This is a genomic window from Actinoplanes italicus (assembly GCF_003001815.1).
Classification (GTDB): Bacteria; Actinomycetota; Actinomycetes; order Mycobacteriales; family Micromonosporaceae; genus Actinoplanes; species Actinoplanes italicus.
Window position 1 is genome coordinate 1 of record NZ_PVMZ01000017.1, and the last position, 16,775, is coordinate 16,775.

General features: G+C 71.8%; 15 protein-coding genes. 8 read left to right on the forward strand and 7 right to left on the reverse strand.

What is annotated here, in order from left to right; translation table 11 throughout:
- Positions 1 to 319: 319 nt before the first annotated feature.
- Complete coding sequence (locus tag CLV67_RS33615) at positions 320 to 760, reverse strand: hypothetical protein (RefSeq protein WP_239166940.1); 441 nt, start codon at positions 758 to 760, stop codon at positions 320 to 322.
- A gap of 131 nt (positions 761 to 891) precedes the next feature.
- Here CLV67_RS33615 and CLV67_RS33620 point away from each other — a divergent pair, with 131 nt between their 5' ends.
- Entirely contained in the window at positions 892 to 2,682 is a 1,791-nt protein-coding gene (locus CLV67_RS33620) for a LamG domain-containing protein (protein WP_239166939.1), read from the forward strand.
- A gap of 32 nt (positions 2,683 to 2,714) precedes the next feature.
- Here CLV67_RS33620 and CLV67_RS53755 read toward each other — a convergent pair whose 3' ends face one another.
- Both CLV67_RS53755 and CLV67_RS33630 read right to left on the reverse strand, forming a co-directional pair.
- Positions 2,715 to 3,572: a pentapeptide repeat-containing protein gene (locus CLV67_RS53755; RefSeq protein ID WP_239166938.1), complete on the reverse strand. Its 858-nt coding sequence runs from the start codon at positions 3,570 to 3,572 to the stop codon at positions 2,715 to 2,717.
- A 4-nt stretch (positions 3,573 to 3,576) separates the two neighbouring features.
- The gene (locus tag CLV67_RS33630) at positions 3,577 to 4,029 is read right to left on the reverse strand and encodes a hypothetical protein (protein WP_106325719.1); all 453 of its coding nucleotides are present in this window, start codon (positions 4,027 to 4,029) and stop codon (positions 3,577 to 3,579) included.
- 103 nt (positions 4,030 to 4,132) lie between these two features.
- On the opposite strand from CLV67_RS33630, the gene CLV67_RS33635 reads away from it, so the two are divergent.
- Together CLV67_RS33635 and CLV67_RS33640 are read left to right on the forward strand one after the other, a co-directional pair.
- Positions 4,133 to 4,921, forward strand: coding sequence for a hypothetical protein (locus tag CLV67_RS33635; protein WP_106325721.1), 789 nt, complete (start codon positions 4,133 to 4,135; stop codon positions 4,919 to 4,921).
- Positions 4,914 to 5,468, forward strand: coding sequence for a hypothetical protein (locus CLV67_RS33640; RefSeq protein ID WP_146169390.1), 555 nt, complete (start codon positions 4,914 to 4,916; stop codon positions 5,466 to 5,468). The genes CLV67_RS33635 and CLV67_RS33640 overlap by 8 nt, the downstream gene beginning before the upstream one ends.
- 18 nt (positions 5,469 to 5,486) lie before the next feature.
- Here the strand turns inward: CLV67_RS33640 and CLV67_RS33645 are convergent, their stop codons facing one another.
- Entirely contained in the window at positions 5,487 to 8,894 is a 3,408-nt protein-coding gene (locus CLV67_RS33645; protein ID WP_146169391.1) for a serine protease, read from the reverse strand.
- Positions 8,895 to 9,209: 315 nt separating this feature from the next.
- Positions 9,210 to 10,592, reverse strand: coding sequence for an MFS transporter (locus tag CLV67_RS33650; protein WP_106325727.1), 1,383 nt, complete (start codon positions 10,590 to 10,592; stop codon positions 9,210 to 9,212).
- 68 nt (positions 10,593 to 10,660) lie between these two features.
- Here CLV67_RS33650 and CLV67_RS33655 point away from each other — a divergent pair, with 68 nt between their 5' ends.
- Entirely contained in the window at positions 10,661 to 11,212 is a 552-nt protein-coding gene (locus tag CLV67_RS33655) for a TetR/AcrR family transcriptional regulator (protein WP_106325729.1), read from the forward strand.
- An 8-nt stretch (positions 11,213 to 11,220) separates the two neighbouring features.
- Here CLV67_RS33655 and CLV67_RS33660 read toward each other — a convergent pair whose 3' ends face one another.
- Positions 11,221 to 12,711 (reverse strand): methionine--tRNA ligase, encoded by a 1,491-nt coding sequence (locus tag CLV67_RS33660; RefSeq protein ID WP_106325731.1) that lies wholly within the window; start codon positions 12,709 to 12,711, stop codon positions 11,221 to 11,223.
- Between the two features lie 188 nt (positions 12,712 to 12,899).
- Entirely contained in the window at positions 12,900 to 13,766 is an 867-nt protein-coding gene (gene folP / locus CLV67_RS33665; RefSeq protein ID WP_203737835.1) for a dihydropteroate synthase, read from the reverse strand.
- 196 nt (positions 13,767 to 13,962) lie between these two features.
- Here folP and CLV67_RS33670 point away from each other — a divergent pair, with 196 nt between their 5' ends.
- The 4 genes from CLV67_RS33670 to CLV67_RS33685 all read left to right on the forward strand — a co-directional run bounded on the left by CLV67_RS33670 (position 13,963) and on the right by CLV67_RS33685 (position 16,755).
- Positions 13,963 to 14,712: a hypothetical protein gene (locus CLV67_RS33670; protein ID WP_203737833.1), complete on the forward strand. Its 750-nt coding sequence runs from the start codon at positions 13,963 to 13,965 to the stop codon at positions 14,710 to 14,712.
- On the forward strand, positions 14,709 to 15,125 hold the full coding sequence (locus CLV67_RS33675; protein ID WP_106325733.1) for a phage holin family protein: 417 nt from the start codon (positions 14,709 to 14,711) through the stop codon (positions 15,123 to 15,125). Before CLV67_RS33670 ends, CLV67_RS33675 begins: the two co-directional genes overlap by 4 nt.
- On the forward strand, positions 15,101 to 15,730 hold the full coding sequence (locus tag CLV67_RS33680; RefSeq protein ID WP_106325735.1) for a DUF3618 domain-containing protein: 630 nt from the start codon (positions 15,101 to 15,103) through the stop codon (positions 15,728 to 15,730). Before CLV67_RS33675 ends, CLV67_RS33680 begins: the two co-directional genes overlap by 25 nt.
- 71 nt (positions 15,731 to 15,801) lie before the next feature.
- Positions 15,802 to 16,755 carry a TIGR03557 family F420-dependent LLM class oxidoreductase gene (locus tag CLV67_RS33685; protein WP_106325737.1) on the forward strand — a complete coding sequence of 318 codons (954 nt, stop codon included), beginning with the start codon at positions 15,802 to 15,804 and terminating at the stop codon, positions 16,753 to 16,755.
- The last annotated feature ends 20 nt before the right edge of the window (positions 16,756 to 16,775 follow it).

The following is a 16,775-nucleotide window of genomic DNA, read 5'->3' on the forward strand; positions in this document are numbered from 1 at the left end:
CCGCCGTGCCCAATCAGGACCAGTGGACGGGGACCGGAGCCTTCGGCGGGCGTCCAGAGCACTCCAGGGATGTCGCCGACCATGAAGAGCTGTTCACGGATGCCGTCGGCGACGGTTCCCGCGGTGATACGCATGGAGAAATTACATCGACAATCCCGCTGACGCGGCGAGTCAATTTTCAGTCGGGCCGGCGACGGTGGTGGCCGCCGCCATCGACATCGCCACCTAACGCGCTCAGCTTCGCCAACGGAGATACACAGTCACAGCTCTCGGTGACTTACTCAACGCCCACACAAACCCGAGTAGTCGCACACGCGTCCTAGGTGCAGGTGCCGTCGAGTCTCCGGCCGATGATGGCGAAGTCGCCCTCGAGGAACGTCTTCGGATCGGTCAGCCGGGATCCGTCGGCGAGGGCGCCGGAGATCGCCTCGGTGGCGGTGCGCTGGGCGGCGTCGGTGCTCTTGCCGCCGGCCGCCGACACCTGGGCCGACATGTCGGCGAAGGTGCGCTTCAGGCCCTCGGTGTCGTTGTTGACGGTGTGCTCGGCCAGACGGACCGCGCCGTCGGTGAGGATCTTGTAGACCGCGGTGCAGACGTACTCCGGCTGTCCGGCGGACGCGGACGGGACGGGCGCGATGCTGACCGGAGCGGGCAGGGAGCCGGCCGGGACCTCGATCTCGATCCCGTCGCATCCCGCCACGAGCACGGCCGAGGCCGCGAGCAGGGCGGCGGTCTCGATGGTGCGGCGGCTCTGTCGCACGGCGTCACCCTCCGAAGGCAAATGACGAAAGACGTCGATGGCGTACGGCGGAGCATAGTCCCCGCCGCTACTTTTGCGGATCTCAGAAGTTAGCTACCTACGTGGCAAACATCCCCAAAAAGGCTAGAACCGTGCTCCGCCGTGCGATCATCACCGGCCTCGCAACAGTCCTGGTCGCGGCCGGCGGCACGGCGTTCGCGGAGATCGTCTCGTCTCAGCCGTCCACGGCACCCTCGTTCAACGGCCCGGTCTACGCCGTCGCCCATGCCGGTGACACCGTCTACGTCGGCGGCAACTTCACCAGCGCGTCCGCCGGCGGCCGCACCGTCGCCCGGACCCGGCTCGCCGCGTTCGACGCCCGCACCGGTGCGCTGCACGAGTGGAAACCGGTCGCCGACGCCAACGTGCGGGCCCTCGCCGTCGACGCGGGGGTCGTCTACGCGGCCGGTGACTTCGACACGATCAACGGCGAGGCCCGGGACGCGGTCGCCGGCATCAACGCCACCGACGGCACCGTGACACCGTTGAAGCACAGCGTTCTCGGACAGCCGAACGCGATCGCGGCGGGACACGGGCGGGTCTACCTGGGCGGGCGGATCACCGGTGTGGACGGTCAGCCGCGCTCCAACCTGGCGGCGTTCACCGCGGCCACCGGCGCTCTCGACACCTGGGCGCCCACCACCGACGACACGGTCAACGCGCTCGCCGTCACCGGTGACCGCGTCTACCTGGGCGGCAGTTTCCACAAGACGAACGGCGTGCGCTCGACCCTGCGGCTGGCTGCCGTGGACCCGGCGACCGGTGTGCTCGACAAGACCTTCCTGCCCAAACCCGTGTCGCAGGTGTTCGCGCTGGCCGCCCACCCGGACGGGGTCTACGCGGCGCTCGGCGGGCTCGGCGGGCGGGCAGTGTCGTACACCCGGGACGGACAGGCCCGATGGACCCGCGTCTTCGACGGTGACGCCCAGGCGATCACCCAGCTCGACGACGTGATCTATGTGGGCGGGCACTTCGACAAGGCCTGCACCACCACCAACAACGGGACCCGCGGGATCTGCACCGACGGTTCGGTGGTCCGCGGCAAGCTCGCCGCCGTCGACCGCGAGGGCAATCTGCTCGACTGGGCGCCGCAGGCCAACGGCGTCGCCGGAACCCGGCAACTGGCTGCCAGCCCGCGCCTCGGTGCGGTCAGCGCGGTCGGTGACTTCACCATGGTGGGCGGTGTGAGCCGGAAGCGCTACGTGACCTTCAGCGGGGTGGCGCCGCGGCTCGAGAAGGCGGCGATCGGTGACGTCGCCGCCTACAACTTCGACACGACCATCTCCGACGGTACGTTCGACGACGGCTCCGGGCACGGCCATCTGCTGCGGACCGTCTCCCGCTACGGTGGCGCGCCGACGATGATTCCGCACGGGGACGGTCAGGCCCTGCGCTTCCCGGCCAAGTGCGGTGTCGGTGGCGGACAGTGCCCGCGTCTGATCCTGCAGGCGGAGGACACCCCCGACCTCAACCCCGGGACCAAGCCTCTGCGGTACGGGGCGGGCGTACTGCTGTCCCCGGCGGAGACCGGCCGGGGCGAGAACATCCTGCAGAAGGGTTACGCGACGTCGGGCGGGCAGTACAAGCTGCAGGTCGACGGGCTCTCCGGCAAGCCCAGCTGCGGCATCGGCTCCGGGACGGCCGTGCACGTGGCGCGTAGCCGTACCTCGGTGGCCGACGGCAAATGGCACTCCCTGGAGTGCCGCCGCAACGGGCCGAGCCTGGCGATCCTCGTCGACGACCGGCTCGAGGCCGTCACCGCGGTCCCGGCCGACCTGACGATCGACTCGGCGGAGCCGTTCACCGTCGGCGGCAAGGGTGTCGGCCAGAACAACGACCAGTTCCACGGCACTCTCGACGACGTGTGGGTGCAGATCGGCTGATCACCGGTGCCCCGGCGGCCGGCGCGTGCCGGTCAGCCGGGGCTCAGGTGTCCCTGGCAGGTGCCGGCGTTCTCGTCGCTGACCGAACCGTCCGGGCAGGTGGTCCGCGACCAGACGACCTTGGTCAGCGACGCCCCGGTCAGGTCGGCGCCGGTCAGGTCCGCCCCGGTCAGGTCGGCGCCGTCGAGTTTGGCGTTGCGCAGGTCGGCGTCGCGCAGGAACGCACCGGACAGCCTGGCGTTGCGCAGGTCGGCGGTGACCGTCTTGGCCGGCGGGTTGGCGGCCCAGGCGAACGCCACGATGCCGACCGCCGCGACCGCGGCCGCGACCAGCAGCCGCCGCAGACAGCGCTCGAACGCGACCTTGAGCGCTTCGTGGCTCGCGACGTCCTCGACGGCCTCGATCCGGCGGTCCATCGCCTCGATCCGCTCGTGCAGGTCGGCAGGTGCGCCGTCCTTGCCCAGCCTCTCGACCAGGCGGGCACGGCGGTCGGCGAGGTCGGCCGGGGTGGCGGTGCCCTGCAGGAACTTCGGCCGGCGCCGGAAGAACTCGACCACCGGGCGCATGTCGGGCCCCGGCTTCTCCCAGCTCTCGGCCAGGTCGGCGATCAGCACCTGGACCGGGAGCAGCACCCGCAGCGCCGCGGTGATCGCGAACACCACCGCGGTCAGCCCGACCACCGCGCCCGCCGTGGCCACCCACAGCCGCGCGGTCGCCTCGCTCGTCGGCCAGCCCGCCTCGAGACGGCCGATGCTGGACAGCTGACTGCCCGCGATCAGCGCGGCACCGATCGCCGCGGCACTCGCGACCAGCCACTTCGCGGTGTCCCGGATCCGCTGGTTGGCCGCGGCGAGAGGACTGGGCTCCGGCTCGGGAAGGGGTGCGGTCATCGTGTCACCCGGAGTGTGACGGCCGGGTCACCACGATCGGTGGCAGGTCGTCGTCACCGATGTCCGGCAGGCTCGGCACGGCCTGCACCTCGCCGTACCCGACGTCGCCGACACCGTCGAGGCGCTCGGTCAGCGGCCCGGCGGCGCTCACCTGCCGGCCGTAGAAGGCCAGCACCGCGATCACCTCGCCGGTCGACAGGACGACGCCCGCGCCGACCGTGGGGCCGGACCGCACCCGCTCGGCGGGATAGGCCAGCACCAGGCCGTCCTCACGCAGCTCGGCGCCGAACAGCGGCGCCACCGCCGGGGTGTCACTGGCGGACGGGAAGGTGACCAGCAGCGGCTGCACCGCGCGGTCGAGGACGTGCACGTCGCCGACGTCGCCCAGGTCCTCACCGTCGGAGGACCACACCGTCGTCCCCTGTAGACCGCCGGCGTCGGAAATCTGCATGGTCACCCGCCACTCACCACTGGTTACGATGACTTCCAGCTTCAGCGTCGCCGCTTGCCGAGGAGCTTACTTGCCCGAGCCGTCACAGGAAGTCCCGCTCGTCCGAGCGGTGAGCGCCGATGGCTTCAGCAATCCGATCCTCTACATCGAGGAACTGCGGCGGCTGCCGCTCAACCGGTCTCGCGCCCCCGCTCCCGGCACCGCCCTGGTCTTCCGGCACCGGTCCGGGCGCCTGCACTCGCCGCCGGGCGGCTACACGGCCGGGGAGATGTTCTTCCTCGGGCCGCGGCTCGGCTACCGGATCGACACGACCCCGCACGGGTTCTCGATGTCGTTCGAGGTGGCCGCCGCGCACATGGTGTCCGTCCAGGGCAGATGGACGGTCACCGAGCCTGCGGATGCGGTGGTCGAGCGGATCAGCGATCCGGCGTACCACTGCATGATCGTCCTCCGGGATCGCATCGCCGGTGCCCTGCCGCCGGGGCCGCTGCCGCTCACCGACCTGCGCGAGCGGATGGCGGGCGCGTTCGCCGAGGACCTGACCGTGCCCGGCGGCCTGCGGCTGACGGGCCTGCGGGCGCATGTGGCACCGGCCGAGACCTTCACCGGTGACCGGGTCATCCAGGTCCTCGCCGCCGACGACGACGATGACGTGGAGCCGGGCGATCCGGGTGAGGCCGGTTCGGTCCAGCTTCTGCAGGAGCTGGCGGACCTGGCCGGACGCGCGGTCGCCGAGCACGGCGCCGGCGGTACGGCCGGACAGGCACTGGCCCGCTTCCAGGAGCTGGTGACCCGGATGGGCGGCATGCTCACCCCCGGCGCGGCACGGCCGGACGCGGCACGGCCGGACGCGGCACCGCCGGAGACGGCACCGTCCGGTGCGGATCGCCGTGGCTGACACGCTGACCGGCGCCATGGGCGCTATCGACGGCCTGCAGGAGTGGCTGGCCGGTCTCGCCGCGTGGCTGCCGGCCGGGCTGCGGGAGATCGTCGTGCTGCCCGCGGTCGTGCTGCTGGTGCTCGCCGCGCCGCGGGTCGTGGTCCGCCGGGTGTTGCCGTGGGCCCAGCACTACGTGGTGCTCCCGGCCACCGTGGTGGTGACCGGGACGGTGACGGCGGTGGCACTGGTGACCGATTTCGTTCTCGCGCGGACGTTCCGCGCGGTCCGGTTGCCGCTGACCGGGGTGCACCACACGCTCGGGGACTGGGGTGTCGCCGGTCCCCGGTTCGCGCGGGAACACATCCGGGAGTGGGTGTACTCTTCCGCGTCGTCGCTGCGGCGCTCCGGTCCGGAGTGGATGCTGATGGCGAGCGTGGCGGCCCTGGTGATCTGGGACCGGAGCTGGTGCGACCGCAATCCCGTGGACGGCTGCGCCTCGCCGATCGGCGTGTGGTGGCAGGACCTCCTCGCCGTGGTGCCGTCCTTCTCCCCGCCCTGGTCGTGAGCTGCCCGCCCCGCGCGGTCAGCCGGTGTACCGGGTGCGGATCAACAGCGGCAGGGCCGCCCGCCACGCACGGCAGGACCATCGGGTCCACCGGCCCGCACCGGGTGCCTCGGCCATCCCGGTCAGCAGCTCACGCGCCTCGGCCGGCCGGCTGCGCACCCCGTAGGTGGCGGCCGCGACGGCCCGCAGCCGCACCGGCAGGCCGGCGTCCAGTGCCAGAGCCCGGATCTGCTCGTCGTCGAGGTGGCGCAGCAGGGCGGACAGCACCCTCCGCCGGTCGCGGCGCGGCACGGCGTCGTCGTGCATCCAGCCGGACAGGACGGCGATCATGTCCGGCGTCCGGTCCGGTACGGCCCGCGCGAAGCCGGTGAGGACGTCGATGCGGCGGCTCCAGGGCTCCTGCGGGTCGGAGGCGAGCAGCAGCGCGGAGTTCCAGCCGAGCCACTCGTGGCGGTCCCGTACCGGGCCCCGGTCGGTGAGACGTACCTGCCGGGCGATGTCGGCGAGGTATCCCCTTCGCGCGGTCCAGCTGACGGCACGGGACCGGTTGAACCGCCCGATCGTCGCCGCGGCCTGCTCCGGCCCGTAGGCCTGGATGAGGGCGTCGATGCCGGCGAACACCGGTGACTCGATCCTGATCGGCCGCACGGTCAGTGCCGACCAGGTCTGTTCCGCCAGGTCGTCACCGGGTTCCGCGTCGAGATCGGCGCTCCACGGGAACTCCGGCTCCAGCACGTAGGCCTCGAGCAGCGCACCGGCCTCCTGGCGCAGGTCGGCCGGCAACGACGGCTCCAGCGCCCGCCGCAGCAGGGCCTGTGCGGCCGCCGGCATCTCGTCGAGGCGGCGCAGCAGGTTCATGGCGGTGACCCGGCCCCCGGTGTCGGCCGCCGTCTCGACGAATTGGACGAGCCGCTGCAGGGCGTGCCGCCGCTCGTGCGGCGGACCGGAGTCGACGATCACGTACAGCGCCCAGAGCCGTTCCTCGTCGCTCAGCCGTGTCTCGTAGGCGAGCCGCACCAGCTGGGTGAGTCCGGCGTCGCGGTTCGCCGGGTCGTCGCTGGTGATCAGGACCCGGGCGGCCTCGGCCCGCTTGCCGATCGACAGCCGGTCGTCGCCGACCAGCCGGGCCACCCGGTCGGTGTCCCGGGTCCGTTGCAGGACCGCGCGCAGCGCCTCGTGGATCGCCGGCAGGAACCAGTCGGCCGGCCGCTGCGACGGGCGCCGTGGCAGGTCCAGCACATGACGGCCGGACCGGTCGGCGACCTCGCGGACGGCCGTCTCGGCGAGTCCGATGATCTCGTCGGCGTTGCCGGCGGCCAGCACCCCACCGTCCTGGATCACCGCGGCGGCCTGGCTCAGGTGCGGGAACTCGCGGCGCTCGCCGGGTGCCATCAGGGCCTCGACGACCGGGCGGGTGTCGTTGCCGGCGGCGCCCCAGGCGGCCAGCGTGAACAGGCCGAGGCTGTCCGGCCCGGTGCCGCGTACGCGGTTCAGCCACGCGTCCGGGTCGAACTCGTCGACCAGCTCCAGCGAGGCCAGGTACTCGGCGAAGCTCTGATGGATGAAGACCAGGTCGTCGCCGTACGCGCTGAGCAGTCCCGTGTCCAGCAGAAGGCCGCGCAGATGCTCCACGGTGACCCCGAACGGCGCTCTGGGGTATCGAGAGGTGAACCAGTCCGCCAGCGAGTCACCCGGCGGGTGGCCGGACCGCAGGAACCGCACGGCCAGGTTGCTCAGGCAGGGCAGGCGGTCGTCGACCATCCGCTCGCCGAGGTCCTCCGCCTGCCGGCCGAGTGGTGCCAGTTGCTCCCGCAGCGCCTCGCGCGCCCCGAATCGCTGCACCCGGAGTGTGAGCAGCACGAACACGAAGCTCTTGTAGAGGCCGGCCCGGTCCAGCGGTAGCGGCAGGGCGGGTTTCTCCTCGAAGACGATGGCCGTGATGGTGGCGAGCAGCGGCACCTCCACCAGCGGGCCTAGCCCGGCCAGGGTGATGGCGTCGAGGAACTCCTTCGGCTCCACGGTGGAGTGTTCGGCGCCGAGCGGGCGGAACCAGTTGCCGGCGAACCGATGGACGGCCTCCCGGTCGAACGGCCGCAGGTCGTACTCGCCGAGCCGTTTGGTGCGGTCGTTGCCGGTGAGGCTGGATCGCAGGCGCCCGAACTCGTGGACCTCCAGTGGGCGGCTGGCCACCACGAACCGGGTGGTGGTGCCGTACTGCCCGACCCGGAAGCCGAGGAGCCGGATCAGATCCTGACGCAGCCCGCGGTCGAGGACCTCGTCGAGGCCGTCGACGAGGATCAGCCAGTCGGCGCCGGGTGCCGGGGCCTGGCGGAAGAAGTCGGCGGTCAGCGGTACGTCGAGGCTGCCGCCGAGGTCGTGGTTGACGGCACGGGCCAGTGCGGTGAACCAGGCGTCGCCGCCGAGCAGGCCCTGTGCGGCCGCCCGCACGGCCACCACCCGGCCCAGTGGCGGCTCGTCCGGTTCGCCCGCGTCGCCGGGCTCGCGCAGCCACCAGGAGGCGGAGGCGCCCACGAGCTGCTGCAGCAGCGTGCTCTTGCCGCCGCCCGGGCCACCGACGATCAGCGCGTTGCGGTGCCGGTGCAGCAGCTCGACCGGGCTGATCAGAACCGGTTCGCCGGCCCGGCCGGCGCTGGAGCGGGTGCGCTGCTCGACGTAGACGGCCGACAGGGGAGGCGGTTCGCGGCGGGTCAGCTTCGCCACCTGATACGGGTAGCGCTCGGCGGCCTCGCGCTGGGCGGTGACCAGGCTGTGCAGCATCGTGCCGGGACGGGGCCGCAGCAGCGGCGGCCGGTCGCGCATGTGCGCGCGCAGCAGCCGGCGGTTCTCGCGGAACGACTTGCGGATCTCCCAGGCCGGGACCATGTAGGCGCTGTTGCCCTGGGCCAGCCGACCGGACTTGAGCATGCCGCGCACGCTGGCCATGCCGTCCTCGTCGGCGATCGGTGAGCCGCTCATGCCGGGTTTGATCAACGCGTCGTCGAGCAGCACGTAGCGGCCGGACTCGCCGATGACCGGGGTCCGGCGGCGTTCGAGCCCGACCCGCTCATTGAGGTTGATCCTGGTGAAGCCCTCGATGAACAGAGCCGGCACACCGCGGGTCAGAGGACTTGTCTCCAGGTGGACACTCGGGTGGTCGATCGTCTCGACGCCGACGAACGCGATGTCCGGCTCGGGGTAGTAGCGCCTGCCCTCGCGCGTCGGCGGGTCCCGGACCAGGACCGCGCCGTCGAGCAGGGTCCCCGACCAGTCGACGGTGACGGTGTCGTTCTTCTCCACCACGTGGGCACAGGTGGCCACGATCCGGTCGGCGACGAAGAAGCCCGTGCCGAGGAAGTCACCGGCCGCGGAGCAGATCGTCACGAGGCTCGGGCTGGGCGGGGCGAGATAGGACTCCGCGTCGTCCATCGAGCTCCCTCCGCCGCCGGTGGTCACCGCACGCAATCACAGCGGTGGAGGGATTGGCAACGATCACGATGGGCCCGGTGCGGGCCCCGGCGGCCGGTGCGGACGGCAGCAGGCCGCCGGGGGCTGGAGGCGTGTGCCGGTCGGAGGGCCGGCACACGCTGTTTCCTCTCACAGGATTCTGTGCTGCCCGGATCGGGGAGAGCGTGACGCGTGATCCGGGCCGGCTGGACGGGGCCGGGGGATCGCGCGATGACCGGGCGGCGCAGAATCGAAGGTCATCGTTGCAGCCGTGTTGCGTCCACGCAACAGGTTGTTTCAAATCTTGGCGGGAAGGCGGGTGGCGACGACCGCACCGACGGCCAGGATCGCCGCACCGGCCAGTACCGCGGGGACGACACCGTCCACGAAGTCCTGTCCGCTCGTGAAGCCGCCGTGGCTGCTGAAGATCGAGGAGAGCACCGCCACCCCGGCCGCCACGCCGAACTCGCGGATCGTGTTGTTGGCGCCCGAGGCCACCCCGCGCTGCTGTTCGGACACGCTGGCCAGGGTGATCGTGCTGATCGGCGCGAAGGTGAGGCCCATCCCGATGCCGGCCAGGAGGAACGCGCCGACGAAGTCGCCGTAGCCGGCGTCGGTCGAGGTGGCCAGGCCGATCCACAGGATGCCGGCGGCCAGGAGGACCTGCCCGGCCACTACCAGGTTGCGCAGGCCGATCCGGGCGCCGAAGATGCCGGCCAGCGGCGCGACCACCATCGGCGCGGCGGTCCACGGCAGGGTGCGCAGCCCCGACTCGAGCGGCGTGAGGCCCTGCACCACCTGGAAGAACTGGGCCAGCAGGAAGACCGACCCGAACGCGCCCGCCGAGAATGTCAGCGTCACGACGTTGACCAGGCTGAACGACCGCGACCGGAACAGGCCCAGTGGCAGCATCGGCGCCGGGTTGCGCGACTGCCAGACCAGGAACGCGACCAGCAGCGCGGCGCCGGCGGTGAGCATGACCGGCACCCGGCCGGAGGTCCAGCCGCGGTCCGGCCCGTCGACGATGCCCCAGATCAGCAGCAGCATGCCGCTCGACGACAGCAGCAGGCCGAGCGGGTCCAGCCGGCGGGCTCCGCCGCGGGACTCGTCGAGCACCACCGCGGCCAGCACCAGTGCGCCGACGCCGATCGGCACGTTGACCCAGAAGATCCAGTTCCAGGTGAGGCCGTCGACGACCGCGCCGCCGATGACCGGTCCGAGCGCCACACCGAGACCGGTGATGCCGCCCCAGATGCCGACCGCGGCGTTGCGTAACCGGTCGGGGACCGCGGCGGCGAGCAGTGTGAGTGACAGCGGGGCGATGGCGGCACCGCCCAGGCCCTGCACGGCGCGGGCCGCGGTGAGCTGCCACGGCTCGGTGGCCAGGGCGGCGGCAGCCGACGCGGCGGTGAACACGGCGATGCCGATCAGGTACATCCGGCGGCGGCCGATGCGGTCACCGAGGGCGGCCGCGGTGAGCAGGAAGGCGGCGAAGGGCAGCGTGTACGCGTTGACGAACCACTGCAGGTCGGCGATGGAGGCCCCGAGCTCGGTGCGGATGACCGGCAGGGCGGTGCTGACGACCAGGTTGTCCAGCGCGCCCATGAAGGCCGGGATGCCGACGGCGGCGATCACCAGGCCGAACGGGCGGGTCTTTCGTTTCTCAGCGACGGCGGTCACTGCGTCTCCCCGAAGTTGTTATTCACTGATAACTAAGCACGGTATGCATCGACTGATAACCTGTCAACATGGTCCGGACCCGCCTCACCGCCCAGGAACGCCATGTCCAGCTCGTCGAGGCCGCGGTCACCGCCTTCGCGCAGGGCGGCTACGCGGGCACGACGACCGATCAGGTGGCCAGGATCGCGGGCGTCTCCCAGCCGTACGTCATCCGGCTCTTCGGTTCGAAACAGGACCTGTTCCTGGCCACCGTCCGCCACGCCGGTGACCGGGTGCAGCAGATCTGGCGCGAGGCCGCCGCCGCCGACCCGACCCTCGGCGGGCTCGGCAAGGCCTACAAGCAGCTCCTGGCCGAACGCGACCTGCTCGTCGTGCTGCTGCACGGGTTCGCCGCCGCGTCCGACCCGGGCCTCGGTGACGCCGTGCGCCAGTGCTACGGCGACCAGTTCGCCCTGGTCCGGGAGCTGACCGGCGCCTCCGCCGAGGAGGTGCGCGACTTCTTCGCCCACGGCATGCTGATCACCGTGCTCGGCGCGATGCGCGTCCTCGGCCCCGACGCCGTCGCACCCCAGCCGTGGGTCACCGAGCTCCTCAGCACCCTCCCGGCCGCCGACGACTGAGCCGCCGGTCACGTCTCCCAGCGGGGGAACACCGCCCGGGGCGGGCCGGTGTGCGTGCCGTCGCCGAGCTGCCCGCTCAGCCGCTGGGCGCCGCCGGGCAGGAACGGGGCCAGTTCACCGGCCAGTACGCGGCACGCGTGCACGAGCGTCGCGAGCACGTCGTCGAAGCGGGCGGCGCCGGCCGGTTCGCCGGAGCGGGCCAGATGCCAGGGCTGCTCGGCGTCGACCAGGCGGTTGGCGTGGTCGACGACGTCGCACAGCGCGCCGGTCGCCGCACGGAAGTCGAAACCGTCCAGCGCCCGGTCGACGCGGCCGGGCAGAGCGGCGCACGCGCTGAACAGCCGGGGTGCCACGACGGTCGCCGGCAGCGCGGGCACCCGGCCGTCGCGGTGGCGGTGCAGCAGGCTGGTCGTGCGGTGCGCCAGGTTGCCGACGCCGTGCGCCAGGTCGCGGTTGGCACCGTGTATCAGCCGGGCGGTGGTGAAGTCGGTGTCACCGACCGGGGCGACCTCGCGCAGCAGCCACCACCGCAGCGCGTCGGTGCCGTGGCGGGCGGCCAGCCCGGCCGGGTCGACGGTGTTGCCCAGACTCTTCGACAGCTTCACCCCTCCGGCGGTCAGGTAGTCGTGCACCAGGATCGTCGTGGGCAGCGGCAGACCGGCCGACAGCAGCAGCGCCAGCCAGTGGACGGCGTGGAAACGCACGATGCCCTTGCCGATGACGTGCACCCGCTCGGACTCTCCGGCCCACCACTCGTCGTACGCCGGATCGCCGGTGCCGTAACCCAGAGCTGTGACGTAGTTGGTCAGCGCGTCCCACCACACGTAGACGACCTGTTCCGGGTCGCCGGGCACGGGGATGCCCCAGCCGCCCGCACGGACGGCCGGACGGGACACGCTGAAGTCGGTCAGGCCGGCGCGGACGAACGCGAGCACCTCGTTGCGCCGGGCCGCCGGCTCGATGCGGACCCGCCCGGACTCCAGCAGCTCCACGATGCGGTCCTGATGACGCGACAATCGGAAGAACCAGTTGCTCTCCCGTACGACATCCGGCTCTTGAAGATGTTCCGGACAACGTCCCTCAGGCAGCTCGGCCGGTTGGTAGAACTGCTCGCAGCCGCCGCAGTAGAGCCCGGTGTAGTCGCGCCGGTAGAAGTCACCGGCCGCGGCGCACTCCCGCCACAGCCGATTCACCCCGGGCGTGTGCCGGGCATCGGTGCTGGTCGCGATGAAGTCGTCGAAGGACAGTGCCAGCGGCTCGCGCAGCGCGGCGAACCGGGCGGCGCCGGCCGCGACGAACGTGGCGGTGTCCACCCCGGCGGCACGGGCAGCGGTGACGTTCTTCAGGGCGTTGTCGTCGGTGCCGGTCAGGAAACGGACCTCCTGACCACGCAGGCGCCGGTGCCGGGCCAGCACGTCGGCCTGCACCAGTTCCAGCGCGTGGCCCAGGTGTGGGGCCGCGTTGACGTACGGGATCGCCGTCGTGATGTAGAAGGACATGGCTTCTCCTTCGCCCGCGGCGGCGAGGAGCCGCAACGACCGGGCCCTCGCGCTGCGGGACCTGGTCGTTGGAAGATCGTGCTAGCGCACGCCGAACAGCCCCGGGACGGGGCGCATCATCCGGCTGCGGCCTGAGCTCATACGACGGAGCATGGCACCGCCGCCGAGCGGCGGGCAAACGGGTTTCGTCAGATGTTGTGGCGGGTGTACACGGGCTCGCGCCAGCCGAGCATCGCCTCGGTCATCCGGATCGCGTCGGTGGCGGCCTTCACGTCGTGCACTCGCATGATCCGGGCGCCGCGCAGGATGCAGAACACCACTGTGGCCAGCGTGCCGGCGAGCCGTTCCTGCTGCGGGCGATCCAGCGTCTCGCCGATGAAGTCCTTGTTGCTCAGGGCCGCCAGCATGGGGTACCCGATCCCGGCGATCTCCTCCAGCCGGCGGCACAGCTCCAGCGAGTGGAGGGTGTTCTTGTTCAGGTCGTGACCGGGATCGATGATGATCTGGTCCGGCCGGACTCCGCGGGACAGCGCCAGATCCACCTTCTCCCGCAGGAAGGCGCCCACCTCGGCGGTCACGTCGCCGTAGCGCGGGCTCGGATACTCGGTGCGCGGCGCGGCCAGGCTGTGACAGATCACCAGCTGGGCGTCGGTGCCGGCGACCGCCTCGGCCATCGCCGGGTCACGCAGGCCGGAGGTGTCGTTGACGACCCCGGCGCCGGCCCTGATCACCTCGGCCGCCACCTCGGGGCGGAACGTGTCGACCGAGACCACGGCCAGCCCGCGTGCCGCCTCGACGACCGGCAGCACCCGGTCCAGCTCCTCGGCGGCGCTCACCTCGGGGCCGGGCGCGAACGGCACGCCACCGATGTCGATCCAGTCGGCGCCGTCCTCGGCCGCGGCCCGGACCGCCTCGGTCGCCTTCTCCAGCGCGAACGTGCGGCCCTTGTCGTGGAAGGAGTCGGGCGTGCGGTTCACGATCGCCATCACCACGACCCGCCGGGAGAAGTCGTAGGTCCGGCCGCCGATGACACGTTCACCGCTGAGTCCACTCACGGTTGGCGACCCTAACAAAGACCTCGAAGACAACCGGGCGGTACGCCGTACCCAAGATCGTCAGTTTTATGAACTGGGGTTTTGCGCTATTCACCACAACGGGACCCGCATCGATCGCGGTGGACCGGGTAGTCGACGGATGTGCGCGACAGCGAACAGACCAGCCCGAACAACGTGAATCCCCTCGGAGGAGCACATGAGTGACATTTCTCCCGGCACAGCCGGCGGGCAGTCGAAGCCCCGCCAGGTCGCCCAAGAGACCAGGGCCGCAGCCGGTCAGGCCGCCGGCGACGTCGCCGGCACCGCCAAGGAGCAGGCGCAGCGAGTCGCGACGGAAGCACGCACCCAGGCCCAGACCGTCGCGTCGGAGATCCGTGGAAAGCTGACCGAGTCCGCCCACGCCCAGAACGGGCGCCTGGTCGGCTCCATCCGGCAGACCGCCGATCACCTCGACGAGATGCGCGGCGACCGGTCCGACTCGCCGGCCGCGGCCGTGGTGTCCCGGATCGCCGACGGTGGCCGCCAGTTCGCCGACTACCTGGACCGCAACGGCCCGGACGGCGTGCTGCGCGAGGTCGAGGACTTCGCCCGCCGCCGCCCCGGTGCGTTCCTGGCGACCGCGCTGGCCGCCGGTTTCGTGGTCGGGCGGCTCGGCAAGAGCGTCGCCAAGGCCGACCCCGACGCCGGCAAGCCGGCCGCCGACTCCTTCACCTCGGCATACGAGCCGGCCCCCGCGTACGACCGGCCGACCGCCTACGAGACCTCGGAAGCGGACACCGTCGGCTACGTTCCGGCTGCGACCGGCACCGGCTACGTCACCCCGGCCACCACCCAGTACGCGGGCACCGGCACCGGGACCCCGGCCGTCGTCGACCCGCTGGCTCCCGCCGACCCCGTCGACCCGCTGGCCCCCGTCGACCCCACCCGCCCGGGGTACCGGTCATGACAGCCCCGTACCGCAACGAGCACGAGGACCGGGTCGCCGAGACCTCGGTCGGCGAGATCATCGGCAACATCACCGACGACCTGTCGCAGCTGTTCCGCCAGGAGGTCGAACTCGCCAAGGTGGAGATCCGGCAGGAGGCCACGAAGGCCGGCAAGGCCGCCGGGATGCTCGGCGGCGCCGGTTTCGCCGGCTACCTGGCCGTCGTGCTGCTCAGCTTCGCCGTCGTGTTCGGCCTCAGCAACGTGATGGACCCCGGATGGGCGGCGCTGATCGTCGCGATCATCTGGGGCGCCATCGGCGCGGTCCTGTTCGTGAACGGCCGCAAGAAGCTCAAGACCGTCGACCCGGTGCCGCGCCGCACCGCGGAAACGCTGAAGGAGGACGCCCGATGGCTGAAGAACCCGACCGGCTGAGGAACGACATCGAGAGGACCCGGGCGTCGCTGACCCGCGACGTCGACCTGCTGGCCGAGAAGACGAGCCCGCGTCAGGTCGCCCGGCGGCGCTGGACCGCGGTGAAGGAGAGAGTCATGGGAACCACCGAGGACACCGGGTACGCCGCCCGCGAGCAGGCGCACCGGATCTCCGACAAGGCGTCCGACCTGTCCGGCAGCGCGGCTCGCCGTGCGTCCGACCTGACCGGCACCGCGAGCGAGAAGGCGTCGGCCGCCGCGGACAAGGTCCGCGAGGCTCCCCAGGCGGTCGCCCGGCAGACGCAGGGCAACCCGCTCGCGGCCGGCATCATCGCCTTCGGCGTCGGCATGCTCACCGCTTCGCTGATGCCGGTGACCGACGCCGAGCGGCGGGCCGGGCAGCAGCTCAAGGACCACAGCGGCGACCTCACCGACAGGGTGAAGGAGGCCGCGTCCGAACTCAAGGACGAGGTCGGCGGGACCGTGCAGCAGGCCGCCGGGCAGGTCCGTGAGACCGCCCGCGACGCGGCGCAGACCACCAAGGAGACCGCCAGGTCGGACGCGCAGGACATACGCGACCAGGCGAAGCACGCGGCGACCTCCTGACCGGCACGGGGCAGGCGTGGCAGCTTCGGTTGTCACGTTTGCCCCGTTCCCCCAGGGGAATCGGCAGCGGCATGAGACTCGGATACAAGCTCGCCGCAGAAGCCTTCGACCCCAAGGAGCTCGTACGCCAGGCGATCCGCGCCGAGGAGGCCGGGTTCGACTTCGTCGAGATCAGCGACCACTACCACCCCTGGCTCGACGTGCAGGGACACTCGCCGTTCGCCTGGAACGTGCTCAGCGCCATCGCCGTGCAGACCCGGACGCTCGGACTCGCCACCGGCGTGACCTGCCCGTCGGTGCGGTACCACCCCGCGATCATCGCGCAGGCCGCGGCCACGCTGGCGATCCTCTCCGACGGCCGGTTCACCCTCGGCGTCGGCTCGGGGGAGCGGCTCAACGAGCACGTCGTCGGGCAGGGCTTCGGCAGTATCGCCGAACGGCACGAGCGACTCCGCGAGGCTCTCGAGATCATCAGCCTGCTCTGGAAGGGCGGCTACCGCTCGTACCAGGGGAAATATCTTCAGCTTGAGGACGCGCGGGTCTTCGACCTGCCGAAGGTGCTGCCGGCGATCGCCGTGGCAGCGGGTGGCCGCCGCGCCGCCGAGCTGGCCGCCACGCACGGCAGCGGTCTGTTCGCCACCGAGCCGCGCGCCGACCTGGTCGAGGCCTTCACCGGCAAGGGCGGACAGGGCCCGAGGTACGCCGAGGTGCCCGTCGCGTGGGCGCCGGACGAGCAGGCCGCGATCACCGAGGCGCACCGGACCACCCGCTGGGCCGTCACCGGCTGGAAGGTGATGTCCGAGCTGCCCAACCCGGCCAACTTCGAGGCCGCCGCCGCGACCGTCACCGAGGGCGACGTCCGTGCCATGTTCGTCGCCGGTCCCGACCCGGAGCCGTACGTGGCGAAGGTCAAGGAGTACACCGACGCCGGTTACGACCACATCGTGCTGATGAACAGCGGCCCCGACCAGGACGGCTTCCTCGACTTCTTCGCCAAGGAGCTGCGCGGGCGGCTGACCAGGTGAAAGACCCTTCGCAGGCCGCT

Coding starts and splice junctions, on each gene's coding strand:
- CLV67_RS53755 (WP_239166938.1), bottom strand. CDS start 3,572: ATGACCGCACCCCTTCCCGAGCCGGAGCCCAGTCCTCTCGCCGCGGCC.
- CLV67_RS33645 (WP_146169391.1), bottom strand. CDS start 8,894: ATGGACGACGCGGAGTCCTATCTCGCCCCGCCCAGCCCGAGCCTCGTG.
- CLV67_RS33655 (WP_106325729.1), top strand. CDS start 10,661: ATGGTCCGGACCCGCCTCACCGCCCAGGAACGCCATGTCCAGCTCGTC.
- CLV67_RS33660 (WP_106325731.1), bottom strand. CDS start 12,711: ATGTCCTTCTACATCACGACGGCGATCCCGTACGTCAACGCGGCCCCA.
- CLV67_RS33670 (WP_203737833.1), top strand. CDS start 13,963: ATGAGTGACATTTCTCCCGGCACAGCCGGCGGGCAGTCGAAGCCCCGC.
- CLV67_RS33675 (WP_106325733.1), top strand. CDS start 14,709: ATGACAGCCCCGTACCGCAACGAGCACGAGGACCGGGTCGCCGAGACC.
- CLV67_RS33680 (WP_106325735.1), top strand. CDS start 15,101: ATGGCTGAAGAACCCGACCGGCTGAGGAACGACATCGAGAGGACCCGG.
- CLV67_RS33685 (WP_106325737.1), top strand. CDS start 15,802: ATGAGACTCGGATACAAGCTCGCCGCAGAAGCCTTCGACCCCAAGGAG.